Origin of the sequence: Stutzerimonas azotifigens, from assembly GCF_013522725.1 — a bacterium.
Lineage (GTDB): Bacteria > Pseudomonadota > Gammaproteobacteria > Pseudomonadales > Pseudomonadaceae > Stutzerimonas > Stutzerimonas azotifigens_A.
This window is the reverse complement of record NZ_JAAMRF010000004.1, coordinates 106,707-124,846: the sequence shown is the minus strand read 5'-3', so window position 1 is coordinate 124,846 and position 18,140 is coordinate 106,707. Positions and strand designations below refer to the sequence as shown.

Below are 18,140 nucleotides of genomic sequence, written 5' to 3'. Positions count from 1 at the left end.
GGCCGAAAAAAAGCCCGGCGATGCCGGGCTTTTTCGTCAGCGATCCAAGTTGGTCGGGCGGCCAAGGTTCTGCGACAGGTCTGGTGGCAGGAAGTCGGTGTCCGGGTCGTAGTCCGGCTTGAGGTACTGGCCGAGCGTCTCGAGGTCTGCCGGGCTTAGCGTGCCGGCCGCCTGCTTGAGCCGTAGGTTGTCGAGGATGTAGTCGTAGCGCGCGTTGTTGTAGTCGCGCACGGCGGCGAACAGGCGACGTTGGGTGTCGAGTACATCGACGATGTTGCGGGTACCGACCTGATAGCCGATTTCGGTGGCTTCCAGCGCGCTCTGGTTGGAAACGATCGACTGGCGACGGGCCTGGACCTGTTCCACGTCGGTATTCACCGCCCGGTGCAGGTTGCGGGTGTTTTCCACGACTTGGCGGCGTAGGCTCTCGCGCTGCTGCTCGGTCTGGTCGAGGCGGTGGTAGGCTTCGCGCGATTGCGAGGTGGTCAGGCCGCCACTGTAGAGCGGGATGTTGAGCTGCAGCCCAATGGTGCGCTGCTCGACGTCGCCGTTGTAGCGCGGGTAGCCGGGCACCGCCGAAACGCCGGTATTGGTGAAGCCCAGGCTGTCGTTGTCGCCGCGGCGATAGGAGGCCACTGCATCGACGGTGGGGGCATGTCCGGCACGGCGCTGGCGCAGGGTCTCCTCGGCGGCGGTCACCGCGTGGTTGACCGCTTGCAGGTTCAGGTTCTGGCGGGCCGCGGTGTCCACCCAGGCCTTGGCGTCGTTGGGGACGGGCGCGAGTACCGGCAGGCTGTGCTCGATGCCTTCGAGGGCGATGTATTCACGGTTGGTCAGGGTGAAGAGCGCCTGGAAGGCGTCGTCGACCTGGCGCTGGGCAAGCATTCGGTTTGCGCGCGCGGTGTCATAGCCTGCCTGGGCTTCGAGCATATCGGTGCGGTCCGAGAGACCGACCTCGAAGCGCTCGTTGGCCTGGTCCAGCTGGCGCCTGAATGCCGCCTCCTCGGATTTCACCGCGGCCAGGTTGTCCTGGGCGCGCAGCACCGCGAAATAGCTTTGCGCGCTCTGCAGGATGAGGTCTTGCTGGGCGATGGAGAACTCCAGGGCTGCCTGCTCACTGGTGGCTTCGGCGGCCTTGAGTCCGAACCAGCGATCGGCGCGGAACAGCGGCTGGCTCAGACTGGCCTGGTAGAGGTTGCCGCTGCGCGAAATCGACTGCGAGCCCATGCTGGTGTCGACATCGGTGTGCGTATTGCTGATCTCGGCCCCGGCGCTCAGCTGCGGTAGCAGGCCGGCGCGTGCCTGGGGCACCACTTCCTGCAAGGCGTTGAACTGCGCACGGGCGGCGGCGAGGTCGGCGTTGTTGGCGACCGCCTCGCGATAGACGCTGACCAGATCCGTGCGAAGGGGAAGTGGAGCCGCGGTTTGCTGAGCGCTGGCGATACCGGCCGCAGCGGCCACCGCGATTGCCAGAGAGAGTCTGCGCAACATTGCATCTATCCATGAGGCGGGCAAGAAGACGGCAAGGCTATGCCGGGTCCGACAGGGGGTCAAGAAGAGTCGCAGGGCGCGCCCTGCGGGTCGTTCACGGGCGCGAATGTCGTCTCGGGCCGGCTTCGAGTGCATTGCTCGTCAAGCGTCGTGGCAAAGTCGACAACTCTTGATTAGACTCGACCCGTTCTTGTCGGGGTGCCTTGAAGCGAAGGCTGAGATCGGAAAGTTCCGGATCCCGTTGAACCTGATCAGGTTAAGGCCTGCGTAGGGAACAAGATGTACTCGTCAGCCATGGGCGGGTTCTCTCGGCGCCAGTTCCGGCGCACCCGATGCCCTTAGTCCGCCGTGCTGTTCAGGTTCGCTCCGACAACTTTCGAGGAGCCAGCCTGATGCGTGCAGAAATACAAAACCTTAGCCAGTCCGCCCAGGTCGACCAGCAGTCGATCCAGCCTTTCCCGCGTTCGCAGAAAATCTACGTTCAAGGCTCGCGCCCGGACATCCGCGTGCCCATGCGTGAGATCAGCCTGGACGTGACGCCCACCGCCTTCGGGGGCGAGATCAACCCGCCGGTGACCGTCTACGACACCTCCGGTCCCTATACCGACCCGAACGTGCAGATCGATGTCCGCCAGGGGCTGGCCGACGTGCGCAGCGCCTGGATAGAGGATCGTGGCGATACCGAAAGGCTGCCCGGGCTGTCCTCCGAGTTCGGCCAGCGCCGTCTCAATGATGCCGAGCTTTCGGCGATGCGCTTCGCCCACGTACGCAACCCGCGCAGAGCCCGCGCCGGGCAGAACGTCAGCCAGATGCATTACGCCCGCAAGGGCATCGTCACGGCCGAGATGGAATACGTCGCCATCCGCGAGAACATGAAACTCGCCGAAGCGCGCGAAGCGGGGCTGCTCGATGCTCAGCACAAGGGCCAAAGCTTCGGCGCGGCGATCCCGAAGGAAATCACCGCTGAATTTGTGCGTGACGAAGTGGCGCGCGGTCGCGCGATCATCCCCGCCAACATCAACCACACCGAGCTGGAGCCGATGATCATCGGCCGCAACTTCCTGGTGAAGATCAACGGCAACATCGGCAACTCGGCGCTGGGCTCCTCCATCGAGGAAGAAGTGGCCAAGCTGACCTGGGGCATCCGTTGGGGCTCGGACACGGTGATGGACCTGTCCACCGGCAAGCACATTCACGAGACCCGCGAGTGGATCATCCGCAACAGCCCGGTGCCGATCGGCACGGTGCCCATCTACCAGGCGCTGGAGAAGGTCGGCGGCATCGCCGAAGACCTCACCTGGGAGCTGTTCCGCGACACCCTGATCGAGCAGGCCGAGCAGGGCGTGGATTACTTCACCATCCATGCCGGCGTGCTCTTGCGTTACGTGCCGCTGACCGCCAAACGGGTCACCGGCATCGTCTCGCGCGGCGGCTCGATCATGGCCAAGTGGTGCCTGGCGCATCACCAGGAAAACTTCCTCTACACGCATTTCGAAGACATCTGCGAAATCATGAAGGCCTACGACGTCAGCTTCTCGCTGGGCGACGGGCTGCGTCCTGGCTCGATCGCCGACGCCAACGACGCCGCGCAGTTCGGCGAGCTGGAAACCCTTGGCGAGCTGACCAAGATCGCCTGGAAGCACGACGTGCAGACTATGATCGAAGGCCCTGGCCACGTGCCGATGCACCTGATCAAGGAGAACATGGACAAGCAGCTCGAATGCTGCGACGAGGCGCCGTTCTACACTCTCGGCCCGCTAACCACCGACATCGCGCCCGGTTACGACCACATCACCAGCGGCATCGGCGCGGCGATGATCGGCTGGTTCGGCTGCGCCATGCTCTGCTACGTCACGCCCAAGGAGCACCTGGGCCTGCCGAACAAGGATGACGTCAAGACCGGCATCATCACCTACAAGATCGCCGCCCACGCCGCCGACCTCGCCAAGGGGCATCCCGGCGCGCAGATTCGCGACAACGCGCTCTCCAAGGCGCGCTTCGAGTTCCGCTGGGAGGACCAATTCAACCTGGGTCTGGACCCGGACACCGCACGCAGCTTCCACGACGAGACGCTGCCCAAGGATTCGGCCAAGGTGGCGCATTTCTGCTCCATGTGCGGACCGAAGTTCTGCTCGATGAAGATCACCCAGGAGGTGCGCGAATACGCCGCGGAAAACGGCCTGACGGACGAGCAGAAGGCCATCGAGGCCGGCTTCGCCGAACAGGCCGAGCGCTTCAAGGATGAAGGTTCGGTGATCTACCGGCAGGTGTGATCGGCCTCCCGAAATACCATCTCGGTGTTGCGTTCGGGGTAGCGGTCGTGGCGTGAAGGGCTCTGGAGCGCGATCGCGTTGGGGGCGGGCCTTAAAAAAGGCGTGCGGAGGTGAAAACTTCTGCGCGCCTTTCTGGTCCGATCAACGTCCGACGGGATACGTCGTTCCGAGCAAGCTTCACGCGATGAGTATTGCCGGCAGTACAGAGCGTCTGATCTCGGCGTTCGTACCGCGGACGTCGATTACTGATAGACGCCTGGACAGGCATTGGATGGAACTAGAGGGATGCATATGAAAGCTATCATCACCGGCATTACAGGTCAGGACGGTGCTTATCTAGCGCAACTGCTGCTCGACAAGGGTTACACCGTCTATGGCACCTACCGCCGCACCAGCTCGGTCAATTTCTGGCGTATCGAAGAGCTGGGCATCGACAAGAACCCGAACCTGCATCTGGTCGAATACGATCTGACCGATCTCTCTTCGAGCATCCGACTGCTGCAGACCACCGAGGCGACCGAGGTGTACAACCTCGCTGCGCAGAGCTTCGTGGGTGTCTCCTTCGATCAGCCGTTCACCACCGCCGACATCACCGGCATTGGCCCGGTGAACCTGCTCGAGGCGATCCGCATCGTCAATCCGAAGGTTCGCTTCTACCAGGCATCGACCTCGGAAATGTTCGGCAAGGTGCAGGCCATCCCGCAGATCGAGAGCACTCCGTTCTATCCGCGCAGCCCCTACGGCGTGGCCAAGCTCTATGCCCACTGGATGACGATCAACTATCGCGAGTCCTACGACATCTTCGGGACCAGCGGCATCCTCTTCAACCACGAGTCGCCTCTGCGCGGCCGTGAGTTCGTGACCCGCAAGATCACCGACACCGTGGCCAAGATCCGTCTCGGCAAGCAGGACGTGCTCGAGCTGGGCAACATGGACGCCAAGCGCGACTGGGGCTTCGCCAAGGAGTACGTCGAAGGCATGTGGCGCATGCTGCAGGCCGACGAGCCGGACACCTTCGTACTGGCGACCAACCGCACCGAAACCGTCCGCGACTTCGTCTCCATGGCGTTCAAGGCCATCGACGTGAATCTGGAGTGGAAGGGCCAGGGTGACCAGGAGCAGGCGTTCGATGCCTCGACCGGCAAACTGGTGGTCAAGGTCAATCCGAAGTTCTACCGCCCGGCCGAAGTCGAGCTGCTGATCGGCAATCCTGCCAAGGCCAAGGAGAAGCTGGGCTGGGAACCCAAGACCAACCTCGAAGAGCTGTGCCGCATGATGGTCGAGGCGGACCTGCGTCGTAACGAGACAGGGTTCTCGTTCTGATGACGAACGCCCCCAAGCGAGCGTTGATCACCGGCGTACGCGGATTCACCGGCCGCTACATGGCGGCCGAGCTGGCATCCAATGGTTATGAAGTCATCGGACTGGGCAGCCAGGCGGGGAACACGCCTGGCTACTACCAGGCCGATCTCACCGACGCCGGTGCGCTACGCATCCTGGTGGAGGAGTTGCGGCCCCAGGTAGTGGTGCATCTTGCGGCTCTGGCGTTCGTCGGCCACGGCGACGCCAATGGCTTCTACGAGGTCAACCTGATCGGGACGCGCAATCTTCTGGAGGCTCTCGCCGCGGCGAGCACGCCGCCGGAATGCGTGCTCCTGGCCAGCAGCGCCAACGTCTACGGTAACGCCTCCGAAGGCATGCTCAGCGAGACGACGGCGCCGGCGCCGGCCAACGACTACGCGGTGAGCAAGCTGTCGATGGAGTACATGGCCAGTCTGTGGATGCCGCGGTTGCCGATCGTGATCGCGCGACCCTTCAACTACACCGGTGTTGGGCAGGCGGAGAACTTCCTGTTACCCAAGATCGTTTCCCACTTTCGCCGCCGGGCGCAAAAGATCGAACTGGGCAACCTCGACGTCTGGCGCGATTTCAGCGATGTGCGTGCCGTGGCGCAGGCCTATCGCGGGTTGCTCGAAGCCAGGCCGCTGGGGCAGACGGTCAACGTCAGCTCCGGGCGCACGCATTCGCTGCGCGAAGCTGTTTCGATGTGTCAGGCGATTACCGGCCATGAGATTCGCATCGAGGTGAATCCGGCATTCGTCCGCGACAACGAGGTGAAAACGCTCAGTGGCGATGCGTCGAAGCTGCGCGCATTGCTCGGAGAATGGGACACGCCGCCGCTCGAAGAAACCCTGCGCTGGATGCTCACCAGCGCTTGAAGGGCGAGTTCGACATGCTGTGACGAGTCGGCTGCGCTTGGGCGCAGCCGACTTTTTTGTCAGTGCAGGTATTCGGGGCGCAGGATGCCCTTGAGATCGCTCAGCGGAATCTCCAGTTCAGGATGACCGCTGGCGTAGGGGGCGATGCTGTACACGTCGTACTTGAGCAGGATGCGATCGCTCAGCAGGGCGACGTGCGGGGTCGGCTGGAAGGGCCAGTGCTCGAGGAAGTTGGCGTCGCCGGCATGCTCGTTCGCTTCCAGCCAGCGCCAATGGGCCTTTTCTGCCTGTTGCCAGAAGTCGGCGCCGGCGCCCGGTTCGAGCAGGTCGCTGAGCACCAGTTCGCGGTTCTGTTCGAGGTCGTAATTGATGAAGCCGCGTCCGGGCATGCCATGGGCGCCGCCTTCGAACAGATAGCTGGACAGTTCGATGACCAGGATCGAGCCATACTGGTCACGCACCTTGGCTTGTAGATAACTGGTCCAGCCAGGGGCCGCTTCCTGCAGGTACTGCTGACGGTAGCTGTCGAGGGTGGGCGGTATCTGATCGTCCGGGCGTGAGCGGGTCATGGCGCGTAACCGCGCGTCGATTAGCTGGTTCAATGCCGGTTCGTCGGCGAACTGCAGCGTATCGATGTTCACTAAGGGACAATCGTCAGCTGTGCAGCCTTGCGGACGCTGTTCGGAGAGGACTTGTCGAACCTGTACTTGCGGCTGCCGTGTATCGGGTGCCTGGCTCTGGCAGGCGCCGAGTAGCAGAGCCAGCCCTGAAAGGGCGAGGACCCTGCATGTGAGCGGTGAAGTCATCGTGATGCGAAAGCTCCTGTATGGGTGCCGATTCGAACCTGCCGAGGGCATGAAGTTCGCTGCGTTGCGCGGACCGATGCGCATCGCCGGGACAAAGGTTGTTTAGGGCTGCAGCTGGCGCGCAGGCGCGCTAGGATGAGCTCAATATGCTTGAGTGCCGCAATCGGCCGATCACTTACCAGATTATGCGAGAACCCATGATCGATACCTTCAAGCCCGACCGGGATGATGTCGAGATCATCCGCCGGGAACAATGCTTCCAGGGCTTTTACAAGCTGGAGCGCCTGTATCTGCGTCACCGTCTGTTCAACGGGCAGATGGGGGCCGAGATCGATCGCGAATTGTTCGTGCGCCACGATGCGGTCTGCGTGCTGCCCTACGATCCGCTGCGTGACGAGGTGGTGCTGATCGAGCAGTTTCGCGTAGGTGCCCTTGGCAAGGCCGACAATCCCTGGCTCATCGAGCTGGTGGCCGGGCTGATCGACAAGGACGAGCAGCCCGAGGAAGTGGCGCGGCGCGAGGCTGTCGAGGAGGCTGGACTGGAGCTTGGTGCATTGTGGCCGGTCACCCAGTATTTCCCTTCGCCGGGCGGTAGCGACGAGAAGGTCCACCTGTTCATCGGTCGTTGTGACAGTGCGGGTGCGGGCGGCGTATTCGGTCTCGAGGAAGAGGGCGAGGACATTCGCGTGCATGTCTGGCCATTGGAGACCGCCTTGCAGGCGGTGCGCGACGGGCGAATCAACAATGCGGCGAGCATCATCGCTCTGCAGTGGCTGGCACTGAACCGCAGCGAAGTGCGCGGGATGTGGAAATGAGACTGGTGCGCGAGCGTTATCGGGTCGACCTGCTGGAGTTGCAGGCGGCCTGTGAAGCCAACTACGCCCGCCTCATGCGCCTGCTGCCGGCGATGCGCAGCCAGCCGGATGCCCGACGCGTGGCGATCAGCCAGGGCGATCGGTTGCTGGGGGTGCTGGTGCTCGAAGTGCTGGAGACCTGCCCCTATACCACGACCGTTCAGGTTCGCCAGGAGCATTGCCTGAGCTGGCTGCCGGTGCCGACCCTCGACGTACGTGTCTACCATGATGCACGCATGGCCGAAGTGGTCGGCTCGCAGAACGCGCGGCAGTTTCGCGGCATCTACGCCTATCCCAATGCGCACATGCATCAGCCTGATGAGAAGGCGCAGTTGAATCTCTTCCTCGGCGAGTGGCTTGGCCATTGCCTGGCATGCGGCCACGAGCTGGAGCCGGTGATGTAGGGAGTCCGGGCGCTTCCGGCACGCCGTTCACGGGCGTTCAAATCTCCGCTTTCAAGGGTTCTGCGTAGCCGATATGGCGCTGTTGGCGTGCGGCTTTCGCCGCTCCCGTGACGCCTTTTTTAACTGCCACTACAAATCTACAACTGTGATCCGTGCCCCGTTTCCTGCACTTACCCTGCGGCGCGTATGGCACCATAATTCCACCGCGAAATACGTCCCGAGGAGAAGGGTCTTGGTGAGTACGACCCCCACAACAGCTGCTGATTCGGTGCTGCTGGTGCAGTTGACCGACAGCCATCTGTTCGCCGATCAGGGCGGCAAGCTGTTGGGTATGGATACTGGCTATAGTCTGGATCGGGTGATCGATCTGGTGCTCGACGAGCAGGGCGATATCGATCTGATCCTGGCCAGCGGCGATCTTTCCCAGGATGGCTCCGTCTCCTCGTATCTGCGTTTTCAGTCCCTCACTTCGCGTATCCCCGCGCCCGCGCGCTGGTTTCCGGGTAACCACGACGAGCTCGATGCCATGCGCGCCGTGGTCGCGGACAGCGACCTGATGGACCCGGTATTGGATATTGGGCGCTGGCGAATCATCATGCTCGACTCCCAGATTCCGGGCGCGGTGGCTGGGTATCTGGCCGACGAGCAGCTCGAGCTGCTCGACCGCGCGCTGCGCGAGGCGCCCGACCGTCATCATCTGGTCAGCTTCCACCACCACCCGGTCGAAATCGGCAGCCGCTGGATGGACACTATCGGGCTGCGCAACGCCGACGCCCTGTTCGAGGTGCTGGACCGTTATCCCCAGGTGCGTGCCGTGCTCTGGGGGCATATTCATCAGGAATACGATCAGTGGCGCAACGGCGTGCGGCTACTCGCTTCACCGTCGACCGGCATCCAGTTCGCACCGGGCAGCGCCGACTTCCTTGTCGATTCGCTGTCGCCGGGCTACCGCTGGTTGCGCTTGCATGACGACGGGCAGCTCGAAACCGGTGTGTCGCGCGTCAGCGGCATCGATTTCAAGGTGGACTACAGCGTCAAGGGCTACTGAACGTGGCGGCCGATGCGCAGAGCCGCTCGCCCATTTACACCTCGTGCCATTCCACTCGGTGGGTTAGCTTGCAGCCATCGGGCCGAGGCTTGTAGCCTTCCGCCTCTACCCTTTGGCAAGCCGAGCCCGAATGTCCCGCAATCCTGCATCCCTTCTCTATCTTCACGGTTTCAACAGCTCGCCGGCCTCGCAAAAGGCTCGCCAGCTGAGCGCCGGGTTTGAGCGTGTGGGGCTGGCCGACCGCCTGCGGGTACCTGCGCTTCATCATCACCCGCGCGAGGCGATCGCCCAGCTGGAGGCCGTCATAGCCGAGCTAGGGCGTCCGGTACTGGTCGGCAGCTCCCTCGGCGGCTACTATGCGACCCACCTTGCCGAGCGGCACGGGCTCAAGGCGTTGCTGATCAATCCGGCGGTTAACCCGCACTGTCTGTTCGACGGCTACCTGGGACCGCAGACCAATTTCTACAGCGGCGAAGTCTGGGAGCTCACCGAGGACCACGTCACCGCGCTCGCCGAACTGGAAGTGCCCGCGCCGGCCGATCCCCAGCGTTATCAGGTCTGGCTGCAAACGGCCGACGAAACCCTGGATTACCGTCATGCCGAACGCTTCTACGAGGGCTGTTCGCTGCGCATCCAGGCCGGCGGCGATCACGGCTTCCAGGGTTTTGCCCAGCGGCTGCCGGCCCTGCTGGCATTTGCCGGCTTCGACTCTGCGCACTGGCGCGACGTCGATTTCTCCGATCTATAAGGACAGCACGAGACGCCCATGTCTTACACCGCAGAAGCCATCGAGGTCCTCTCCGGCCTCGATCCGGTGCGCAAGCGCCCAGGCATGTACACCGACACCTCGCGGCCCAACCACCTGGCCCAGGAAGTCATCGACAACAGTGTCGACGAGGCGCTAGCCGGCCATGCGCGCTCGGTGCAGGTCATCCTTCATGCGGACAATTCCCTGGAAGTGATCGACGACGGCCGCGGTATGCCGGTGGATATCCACCCGGACGAAGGGGTGCCCGGCGTCGAGCTGATCCTCACCAAGCTGCATGCGGGCGGCAAGTTCTCCAACAAGAACTACCAATTTTCCGGCGGCTTGCACGGTGTGGGGATTTCGGTGGTGAACGCGCTGTCGACCCGCGTCGAAGTGCGCGTCAAGCGCGACGGCAACGAATACCGCATGACCTTCGCCGATGGCTTCAAGGCCAGCGATCTGGAAGTCATCGGGACCGTCGGCAAGCGCAACACCGGTACCAGCGTGCATTTCTGGCCCGACCCTAAGTATTTCGATTCGCCGAAGTTCTCCGTCAGCCGGCTCAAACATGTGCTCAAGGCCAAGGCGGTGCTTTGTCCTGGGCTCAGCGTGACGTTCCTGGACGAGGCCAGCGGCGAGAAGATCGAGTGGCATTACGAAGATGGTTTGCGCTCCTATCTGGTCGATGCGGTCAGCGAGTTCGTGCGCCTGCCTGGCGAGCCTTTCATCGGCAGCCTGGCCGGTAATACCGAGGCCGTGGATTGGGCTCTGCTGTGGCTGCCCGAGGGCGGCGATAGCCTGCAGGAAAGCTACGTCAACCTGATTCCCACCGCGCAGGGCGGAACCCACGTCAACGGGCTGCGCCAGGGGCTGCTCGATGCGATGCGTGAATTCTGCGAGTTCCGCAGCCTGCTGCCTCGCGGGGTGAAGTTGGCGCCGGAGGACATCTGGGAGCGCATCGCCTTCGTTCTCTCGATGAAGCTGCAGGAGCCCCAATTCTCCGGCCAGACCAAAGAACGCCTGTCCTCCCGCGAAGCCGCTGCTTTCGTGTCCGGTGTGGTGAAGGACGCGTTCAGCCTGTGGCTCAATGCCCATCCCGAACTGGGCATGCAGCTCGCCGAGCTGGCGATCAGCAACGCCGGCCGCCGCCTGAAGGCCGGCAAGAAGGTCGAGCGCAAGAAGATTACCCAGGGCCCCGCATTGCCGGGCAAACTGGCCGACTGCGCCGGGCAGGATCCGATGCGCTCGGAGTTGTTCCTGGTCGAGGGCGACTCTGCAGGTGGTAGCGCCAAGCAGGCGCGGGACAAGGAATTCCAGGCGATCATGCCGCTGCGGGGCAAGATCCTTAACACTTGGGAAGTGGACGGCGGCGAGGTGCTCGCGAGCCAGGAAGTCCACGATATTGCCGTGGCCATCGGTGTCGACCCGGGCGCGACCGACCTGACCCAGTTGCGGTACGGCAAGATCTGTATCCTCGCCGACGCCGATTCCGACGGCCTGCACATCGCCACGCTGCTCTGCGCACTGTTCGTCCGGCATTTTCGCCCCCTGGTCGATGCGGGGCATGTGTATGTCGCCATGCCGCCGCTCTATCGCATCGACCTTGGCAAGGAAATCCACTACGCGCTGGATGAAGCCGAGCGCGATGGCATCCTCGATCGGCTGGTCGCCGAAAAGAAGCGCGGCAAGCCTCAGGTCACCCGCTTCAAGGGCCTGGGCGAGATGAATCCGCTGCAGCTGCGCGAAACCACCATGGACCCGAACACCCGGCGGCTGGTGCAGCTGACCCTCGATGACTTCGAAGGCACCACCGAAATGATGGACATGCTGCTGGCCAAGAAGCGCGCCGGTGATCGCAAGAGCTGGCTCGAATCGAAGGGCGACCTGGCCGAGGTTCTGGTTTGATCCGCCGCTGGTTGTCTCTGGCCTGCCTCCTGACGATGCCGGCCATGGCCCAGGAGCCACTCCCGGAGCTCGAGTTGCTCAGCGAGCACCCGGTCGAGGGCATGGCGCAAGGCAACCTGTCAGGTATGGCCTGGTGCGGCGACGCGCTCTGGGGCGTTTCGGACCGCGACGACAATATCGTCTACCGCTTCGATGCCAGTGAGAGCGTCTGGCGAGCCGAAGCTGAGACTTTCGAGCTTCCGCCTCCACCGGACGCCGGGTTGCCGTGGGGCGTGCGGGTGCGCAGCTGGGTGATGGGGCTGGTGCGCGGCGGCCACATGGATTTTGAAGGCATGAGCTGCGACAGCCTGGGCAACCGTTACCTGGTCAGCGAGACCTATGCCGGCGTGCTCAAGCTCAATCCCGCTGGAACCGCCGAGTGGCTGACCCTGCCCGACAGCCTGGTGCGTCAGGCACGTGCCAGCGGCATGCTGCTCAAGTTCAACGCCTTGTTCGAAGGGATCGCGGTCGACCCGGCCGGAGATCGGATGTGGCTTGCCGCCGAGCGTGAGCGCCGTGGATTGCTAGTGGTCCATCGTCGGCAGTCGCGCTGGGTATGTACCGGTGGCTGCGTGCTGATGTCCGAGGGTGGGCGGGAGAATCCGCCGCATCCGCTGGACGGCCAGTCGCTGCAGCGCGATTTTTCCGGCCTGGCGTTTTTCGAAGACAAGCTTTTTACCCTCGAGCGCTTCGCGCTGCGTGTCTGTCGCCGCACCGCGTCGACGGGCGCGGTCGAGCGCTGCTGGTCCTTTGCCGAGACCGCTTCCGAGGAACACCGCCTGTACGCTTCGCCCTATAGCACGGTCGAGTCGCTCTGGATCGACGCCGATGGCGCCTGGATCGGTCTCGACAACAACGAACTGACTCGCAAGGACGGCGAGTCGCGGCCGATCGTCTGGCGTTTCGCGGCGCCCAAGGGCGGTTGGAGCGCGCGGCGGTGAGCCAGACCGCCGGGCGCCGGGCCGGCCGGGTGATGCTGGTGCTCGCCTGGGGCATTGGGCTATGGCTGGCCGCGCGATTCTTTGGCGATTGGGAGGAGGGACGCTACAACCCCAATCGCGACCCTGTCTCGCGTATCGAGGGTGACCAGATCGAGGTGCAGCTGGCCGGCAATGCCCAAGGCCATTTCATCGTGACGGGACAAATCAACGGCGAAGACGTGGTGTTCCTGCTGGACACCGGCGCGACCGACGTCGCCGTGCCGCAGGGTCTTGCCGAGCGGCTGAATCTCGAACACGGGCGACCGGTGCAGGTGCAGACCGCCAACGGCCCGGCCACCGGCTACCGCACCGTGCTCAGGACCCTCGGTCTCGGCGAGATCGTGCTGCACGACGTGCGCGCCCTCGTGGTACCGGGCTTTCCCGGCGAGCAGGTGCTGCTCGGCATGAGCGCCCTGCGACAACTTGAATTCACTCAGCGCGCCGGCACCCTGGTGCTGCGCCAACACGCCACGGAACGACCATGAGCGAAACCCTGGACCTGAGCCTCGAAGGCGTTGAGCGTCGCTCGCTCGCCGACTTCACCGAGCAGGCTTATCTCAACTATTCGATGTACGTGATCATGGATCGCGCGCTGCCGCACATCGGAGACGGCCTCAAGCCCGTCCAGCGGCGCATCATCTATGCCATGAGCGAGCTGGGTCTCAGCGCCGACTCCAAGCACAAGAAGTCCGCGCGCACCGTCGGCGACGTGCTCGGCAAGTTCCATCCCCATGGTGATTCGGCCTGTTACGAAGCCATGGTGCTGATGGCGCAGCCGTTCAGCTACCGCTACACGCTGGTCGACGGCCAGGGCAACTGGGGCGCACCGGACGATCCGAAGTCCTTCGCGGCCATGCGCTACACCGAGGCCCGGCTGTCGCGCTATTCCGAAGTGCTGCTCAGCGAGCTGGGGCAGGGCACGGTCAACTGGGTGCCGAACTTCGATGGCACGCTCGATGAGCCTGCCACCTTGCCGGCGCGCCTGCCCAACCTGCTGCTCAACGGCACCACCGGTATCGCAGTGGGCATGGCCACCGACGTGCCGCCGCACAACCTGCGTGAAGTGGCCACGGCCTGTGTGCGACTGCTCGACGAGCCGGGCGCTACAGTGGAGCAGCTCTGTGAGCACATCCAGGGCCCGGACTTTCCCACCGAAGCCGAAGTGATCACGCCGCGCGCGGACCTGCTGAAAGTCTACGAGACCGGCCGCGGTTCGGTACGCATGCGCGCCGTGTACCGTGTCGAGGATGGAGACGTGGTGGTGACGGCGCTGCCGCATCAGGTCTCCGGTGCCAAGGTGCTGGAGCAGATCGCCTCGCAGATGCAGGCCAAGAAGCTGCCGATGGTTGCCGACCTGCGTGACGAGTCGGACCACGAGAATCCTTGCCGCATCGTCATCATCCCGCGCTCCAATCGCGTCGACGCCGCCGAACTGATGCAGCACCTGTTCGCCACCACAGACCTCGAGTCCAGCTACCGGGTGAACATCAACATCATCGGGCTCGACGGCAAGCCGCAGGTCAAGAATCTGCGCACGCTACTCAGCGAGTGGCTGGTCTATCGGATCGGTACGGTGCGCCGGCGCCTGCAGTTCCGCCTGGATAAGGTGGAACGGCGTCTACACCTGTTGGAAGGCTTGCTGGTCGCCTTCCTCAACCTCGACGAGGTGATCCACATCATCCGCACCGAGGATCAGCCCAAGCCGGTGCTGATGGCCCGCTTCGAGCTGTCCGAGCTGCAGGCCGACTACATCCTCGATACCCGTTTGCGTCAGCTGGCGCGGCTGGAGGAGATGAAGATTCGCGGTGAGCAGGACGAGCTGGCCAAGGAGCGCGACCGGCTGATGAGCCTGCTCGGCAGCGAAGCTAGGCTCAAGAAACTGGTGCGCAAGGAGCTGCTCGAGGACGCCGAGACCTACGGCGACGAGCGCCGCTCTCCCATCGTCGAGCGTGCCGAAGCCCGTGCGCTGTCGGAAAACGAGCTGCTGCCATCCGAGCCGGTGACCGTAGTGATTTCCGAGAAAGGCTGGGCGCGCTGCGCCAAGGGCCACGACATCGACGCCACGGGACTTTCCTACAAGGCTGGCGATGGCTTTAAGGCAGCCGCCGCCGGCCGCTCGAACCAGTACGCGGTATTCATCGACTCGAGCGGGCGCAGCTATTCGCTTCCTGCACATTCCTTGCCTTCCGCGCGGGGCCAGGGCGAGCCGCTGACCGGGCGCCTCGCGCCTCCGCCAGGCGCCAGCTTCGAATGTGTACTGCTTCCCGATGACGAGGCGCTGTACGTGATCGCTTCGGACGCCGGCTATGGGTTCGTCGTCAAGGGCGAGGACCTACAGGCCAAGAACAAGGCCGGCAAGGCGCTGCTCAATCTGCCTGCCGGGGCGAAGGTGATGGCACCGCGGCCACTGGCCAATCGAGAGGAAGATTGGCTGGCCGCCGTCACGACGGAAGGACGGCTGCTGTTGTTCAAGGTGGCCGATCTGCCACAGCTGGGCAAAGGCAAGGGCAACAAGATCATTGGCATTCCGGGTGACCGGGTCGCCAGCCGCGAGGAGTACGTCACCGATATCGCCGTGCTGCCGCCGGGTGCGACCCTCGTGCTGCAGGCGGGTAAGCGCACGCTGTCGCTCAAGGCCGAAGACCTCGAGCATTACCAGGGCGAGCGCGGCCGTCGTGGCAACAAACTGCCGCGTGGCTTCCAGCGGGTCGATGGACTGCTTGTCGAAAACGGCCGGGTGAACTGACATCAGGTGCTGGTGTCGGCGGGCGTTATCCCGGAAGATAACGGCCTTCAACCCGCAGGGTCGATGTGCCTGGGCGAATCGGCGCCAGCACTTCGAAGAATGATTCGCACAGGGCCGGATGCGCCATGTGTCCGCCCTGGCTGCTGTTATGGATGTGATGATGAACCTGGTGCGTTACCCCATCGCTCTGCTGCTGGCCTCGGTGCTGGCTGGCTGTGTGAGTCCTCATTCGATCCCGCTGTACTCGCTGGATAACGGTGTCGCCGAGCTTCCGGAGCGGGCCGACGGCGCGGCGGTGCTGCTTGCTCCGGTCAAGCTGGCCGACTATCTGCAGCGCGAGGACATCCTTCAGCGTCGGGCCGATGGGAGTCTGGCGCCGGTTGGCGCGGATGCCCGTTGGGTGGGGCCGCTCGGGCAGGGCGTCGATCAGTTGATGTTGCGCCAGCTGGCCTGGCGACTCGATACCCAGCGCCTGGCCCTGGGGGATGCCTCGGGTTTCGTGCCCGACGTTCAGGTACAGCTGGCGATCACCCGCCTCGATTCTGGGCCGCAGCAGCCTGCGGTGCTCGAGGCGCAGTGGAAATTGTTGGACAAGGACGGCAAGCAGCAGGTGAGTCGCCTGGTACGCCTTCAGGAAGAGCATGAAGGGTCCACGGCTGATCAGGTGCGTGCGCAAAGCTTGCTGTTGCAGCGTCTCGGCGAGCAGCTCGCCACGGCGATCGAGCCGGTGGCTGCCGCCAGTGCCCGGGAAAAGCCTAAAACCGCCGCCAAGTCCAAGTCGGATAGCGGCCGCAACACCGAGGCTGCCGCGCCCCGCATTCCCGCGCTTGAAACGATCCGTACTGAAATGGAAGTGTTTCGCTTCTGATGGCCTAGGCGATCAGCCGTCCAGGCACCGTTGAAATGAAAAACGCCCCGATCCAGGTCGGGGCGTTTTCGTTTCGGTGCCAGGTGCGGCGCCTGTCGAAGCGCTTAGCGGTTGCGCAGCTCGTGCATACGTGCCAGCTGGCGCTCGAGCAGGGCCGGGTAGGGCTCCAGCAGACGCTCGACGCAGCAGGCGCCCTCAGGGCTCGCAATGGGGCGAATGCGCGCACGTTGGCGTACCAGCGCATCTTCACCGATGGCTCGCTCGACGAGCAGCAGGTTGCGGCTGTGCTGCGACATGGCCAGGGCAGCTTGAGCCGGCTCGCTGAGCAGCAGTTCGCCCTGACTCAGGTCGGACAGATCGCTGCCCAGCGTCAGCCCCAGTTGCAGCTGCAGGGTGATGCCGGTATCGGCAACCTCAATCTGCAGCGCATGGCCCAGGGCGCGCAACAGCTCCCCGCAGCACAGGGCGTGGGTCAGGTAGTTTTCTTCGTCGTCCTGGCTGTGGAATAGCATCAGGCTGCTGCCGTCGTTGAGGGTTTGCAGCTCGGCCTGGTAGAGCGTGGCGGCCTGCTCGAGGCAATCGCGATAGCGCTGCAGCAGGTCCATCAGCTGGCTGCGTGGCAGCCGGCGCAGTTGCTCCTGGGCGCCGAGCTGTACCGCCAGTACCGCGCTCCTGCTCGGGGCTGGCGGGGCCACGGCTCTGGATGCCGCCGGCTTGTCGGCAACGGCCGGCGCGTCGAGCTCCTCATCGAAGGGATCGTATTCGTCGTCCTCGTCGAGCGGGGCGTGGCGAACGCCGCGGCGTGGCTCGGGCTCGTCGAGATAATCCACTTCCTCGTCCAGCTCGTCCTCATCGAAGGGCTCGGATGCCTGGCGCAAGGGGCCGCCATCGTCCTGATCGGGCTCGTCGGCATAGTCGCCGTCGAACAGCTCGTCGTCTTCGTAATCTGGCTCGTCGTCGTATTCGGGTTCGGGCTTTTCCGGTACCAGGCGTGCCTGCAGTTGGTGCGCCAGATCGCCGATTTCGTCCAGGCGCCCGGAGCCCGGGGCCGGGTCGTCCGGATCGCGCACCCAGATGCGCAGCTGCATCAGGGGAATGGAGATCTGCCGGCCCAGGCGCATGCTCAGGTACAGCGTCAGCGCCAGCAGGATCAGGCTGAGCAGCCCCATGCTCTGCAGGCTGATGGTCATCGGTTGCTGGAACTGCTGCATGTCGAGGGTGATGCGCAGATCGCCGGCAATGACTTCCTGGAACGTGATCGGCGTGGAATAGATGCCGGTATCGTCGTTGAGCAGGTTGCGCGACGGGCGCGTGCCGGACTCGGCCAGAACCCGGTTGTCCCCCACGCTATAGATGGCGGCATGGGCGACCATGGGATTTCTCACCAGGTTGCTGAGCAGTACGTTGAGGCTGAGGATGTCATTGGCGACCAACAGCTCCGTGGCCGAGGCGGCGGTCTGGGTGATCAGGCTCTGGCCGAGCGCGTCGGCCTGCTGCTCCATGGCCTGCTTGAACTGCATGCCCATGACCCAGGAGTAGATGATCAGTGCCAGGGTTACCAGCAACAGGGTGTGGCTGGCGATGCGCAGCACCAGAGGAACACGCCGTTGACGCAGGGCGCGGTAGATCAGCAGGAAGAAATTATCGGGTTTTACGGATGGGGGCCGGTTCACAGAGCGCGGCTCTTTCTCGAAGGGAATTGTCGAGCAGTATACGGAAAGCGGTGTATGGGCTGAAGGTCGGCGGTCCAAAGATGACA

At 63.8% G+C, this 18,140-nt stretch carries 15 protein-coding genes and 1 riboswitch; of the genes, 12 read left to right on the top strand and 3 right to left on the bottom strand.

What is annotated here, in order from left to right; all coding sequences use genetic code 11:
* Positions 1 to 36 precede the first annotated feature (36 nt).
* On the bottom strand, positions 37 to 1,491 hold the full coding sequence (locus G7026_RS09240; protein WP_181070480.1) for a TolC family outer membrane protein: 1,455 nt from the start codon (positions 1,489 to 1,491) through the stop codon (positions 37 to 39).
* Between the two features lie 184 nt (positions 1,492 to 1,675).
* A riboswitch (TPP riboswitch) is annotated at positions 1,676 to 1,782 on the top strand.
* A 101-nt stretch (positions 1,783 to 1,883) separates the two neighbouring features.
* On the opposite strand from G7026_RS09240, the gene thiC reads away from it, so the two are divergent.
* The 3 genes from thiC (at position 1,884) to G7026_RS09225 (ending at position 5,983) form a co-directional block, all read left to right on the top strand.
* Positions 1,884 to 3,764 carry a phosphomethylpyrimidine synthase ThiC gene (gene thiC / locus G7026_RS09235; protein WP_181070479.1) on the top strand — a complete coding sequence of 627 codons (1,881 nt, stop codon included), beginning with the start codon at positions 1,884 to 1,886 and terminating at the stop codon, positions 3,762 to 3,764.
* Between the two features lie 291 nt (positions 3,765 to 4,055).
* Complete coding sequence (gene gmd / locus G7026_RS09230; RefSeq protein ID WP_181070774.1) at positions 4,056 to 5,087, top strand: GDP-mannose 4,6-dehydratase; 1,032 nt, start codon at positions 4,056 to 4,058, stop codon at positions 5,085 to 5,087.
* A complete protein-coding gene (locus tag G7026_RS09225) occupies positions 5,087 to 5,983 on the top strand; it encodes a GDP-mannose 4,6-dehydratase (RefSeq protein ID WP_181070478.1) in 897 nt (298 codons plus the stop codon). The genes gmd and G7026_RS09225 overlap by 1 nt, the downstream gene beginning before the upstream one ends.
* 59 nt (positions 5,984 to 6,042) lie before the next feature.
* On the opposite strand, the gene G7026_RS09220 is transcribed toward G7026_RS09225, so the two are convergent.
* Complete coding sequence (locus G7026_RS09220) at positions 6,043 to 6,624, bottom strand: RsiV family protein (RefSeq protein WP_308811773.1); 582 nt, start codon at positions 6,622 to 6,624, stop codon at positions 6,043 to 6,045.
* A 362-nt stretch (positions 6,625 to 6,986) separates the two neighbouring features.
* On the opposite strand from G7026_RS09220, the gene nudF reads away from it, so the two are divergent.
* The 9 genes from nudF to G7026_RS09175 all read left to right on the top strand — a co-directional run bounded on the left by nudF (position 6,987) and on the right by G7026_RS09175 (position 16,381).
* Complete coding sequence (gene nudF, locus G7026_RS09215) at positions 6,987 to 7,604, top strand: ADP-ribose diphosphatase (RefSeq protein WP_181070476.1); 618 nt, start codon at positions 6,987 to 6,989, stop codon at positions 7,602 to 7,604.
* Positions 7,601 to 8,047: a DUF1249 domain-containing protein gene (locus G7026_RS09210; protein ID WP_181070475.1), complete on the top strand. Its 447-nt coding sequence runs from the start codon at positions 7,601 to 7,603 to the stop codon at positions 8,045 to 8,047. The genes nudF and G7026_RS09210 overlap by 4 nt, the downstream gene beginning before the upstream one ends.
* A 235-nt stretch (positions 8,048 to 8,282) precedes the next feature.
* Complete coding sequence (cpdA, locus tag G7026_RS09205; RefSeq protein WP_181070474.1) at positions 8,283 to 9,095, top strand: 3',5'-cyclic-AMP phosphodiesterase; 813 nt, start codon at positions 8,283 to 8,285, stop codon at positions 9,093 to 9,095.
* Between the two features lie 130 nt (positions 9,096 to 9,225).
* The gene (locus G7026_RS09200) at positions 9,226 to 9,843 is read left to right on the top strand and encodes a YqiA/YcfP family alpha/beta fold hydrolase (RefSeq protein WP_181070473.1); all 618 of its coding nucleotides are present in this window, start codon (positions 9,226 to 9,228) and stop codon (positions 9,841 to 9,843) included.
* A gap of 18 nt (positions 9,844 to 9,861) precedes the next feature.
* The gene (gene parE / locus G7026_RS09195; RefSeq protein ID WP_181070472.1) at positions 9,862 to 11,748 is read left to right on the top strand and encodes a DNA topoisomerase IV subunit B; all 1,887 of its coding nucleotides are present in this window, start codon (positions 9,862 to 9,864) and stop codon (positions 11,746 to 11,748) included.
* Positions 11,745 to 12,728 carry an esterase-like activity of phytase family protein gene (locus tag G7026_RS09190; protein ID WP_181070471.1) on the top strand — a complete coding sequence of 328 codons (984 nt, stop codon included), beginning with the start codon at positions 11,745 to 11,747 and terminating at the stop codon, positions 12,726 to 12,728. The genes parE and G7026_RS09190 overlap by 4 nt, the downstream gene beginning before the upstream one ends.
* On the top strand, positions 12,725 to 13,252 hold the full coding sequence (locus G7026_RS09185) for a retropepsin-like aspartic protease family protein (protein ID WP_181070470.1): 528 nt from the start codon (positions 12,725 to 12,727) through the stop codon (positions 13,250 to 13,252). Before G7026_RS09190 ends, G7026_RS09185 begins: the two co-directional genes overlap by 4 nt.
* The gene (gene parC, locus G7026_RS09180) at positions 13,249 to 15,513 is read left to right on the top strand and encodes a DNA topoisomerase IV subunit A (protein WP_181070469.1); all 2,265 of its coding nucleotides are present in this window, start codon (positions 13,249 to 13,251) and stop codon (positions 15,511 to 15,513) included. Before G7026_RS09185 ends, parC begins: the two co-directional genes overlap by 4 nt.
* Positions 15,514 to 15,670: 157 nt before the next feature.
* Positions 15,671 to 16,381 (top strand): PqiC family protein, encoded by a 711-nt coding sequence (locus tag G7026_RS09175; RefSeq protein WP_181070773.1) that lies wholly within the window; start codon positions 15,671 to 15,673, stop codon positions 16,379 to 16,381.
* Positions 16,382 to 16,485: 104 nt separating this feature from the next.
* Here the strand turns inward: G7026_RS09175 and G7026_RS09170 are convergent, their stop codons facing one another.
* A complete protein-coding gene (locus G7026_RS09170; RefSeq protein WP_181070468.1) occupies positions 16,486 to 18,054 on the bottom strand; it encodes an AhpA/YtjB family protein in 1,569 nt (522 codons plus the stop codon).
* Positions 18,055 to 18,140: the final 86 nt, after the last annotated feature.

What these genes read in the sequence shown, in the direction of transcription:
- G7026_RS09210 (WP_181070475.1), top strand. Translation starts at nt 7,601, where the DNA reads ATGAGACTGGTGCGCGAGCGTTATCGGGTCGACCTGCTGGAGTTGCAG.
- nudF (WP_181070476.1), top strand. Translation starts at nt 6,987, where the DNA reads ATGATCGATACCTTCAAGCCCGACCGGGATGATGTCGAGATCATCCGC.
- parC (WP_181070469.1), top strand. Translation starts at nt 13,249, where the DNA reads ATGAGCGAAACCCTGGACCTGAGCCTCGAAGGCGTTGAGCGTCGCTCG.
- G7026_RS09225 (WP_181070478.1), top strand. Translation starts at nt 5,087, where the DNA reads ATGACGAACGCCCCCAAGCGAGCGTTGATCACCGGCGTACGCGGATTC.
- G7026_RS09175 (WP_181070773.1), top strand. Translation starts at nt 15,671, where the DNA reads ATGATGAACCTGGTGCGTTACCCCATCGCTCTGCTGCTGGCCTCGGTG.
- G7026_RS09240 (WP_181070480.1), bottom strand. Translation starts at nt 1,491, where the DNA reads ATGTTGCGCAGACTCTCTCTGGCAATCGCGGTGGCCGCTGCGGCCGGT.
- gmd (WP_181070774.1), top strand. Translation starts at nt 4,056, where the DNA reads ATGAAAGCTATCATCACCGGCATTACAGGTCAGGACGGTGCTTATCTA.
- thiC (WP_181070479.1), top strand. Translation starts at nt 1,884, where the DNA reads ATGCGTGCAGAAATACAAAACCTTAGCCAGTCCGCCCAGGTCGACCAG.
- parE (WP_181070472.1), top strand. Translation starts at nt 9,862, where the DNA reads ATGTCTTACACCGCAGAAGCCATCGAGGTCCTCTCCGGCCTCGATCCG.
- G7026_RS09200 (WP_181070473.1), top strand. Translation starts at nt 9,226, where the DNA reads ATGTCCCGCAATCCTGCATCCCTTCTCTATCTTCACGGTTTCAACAGC.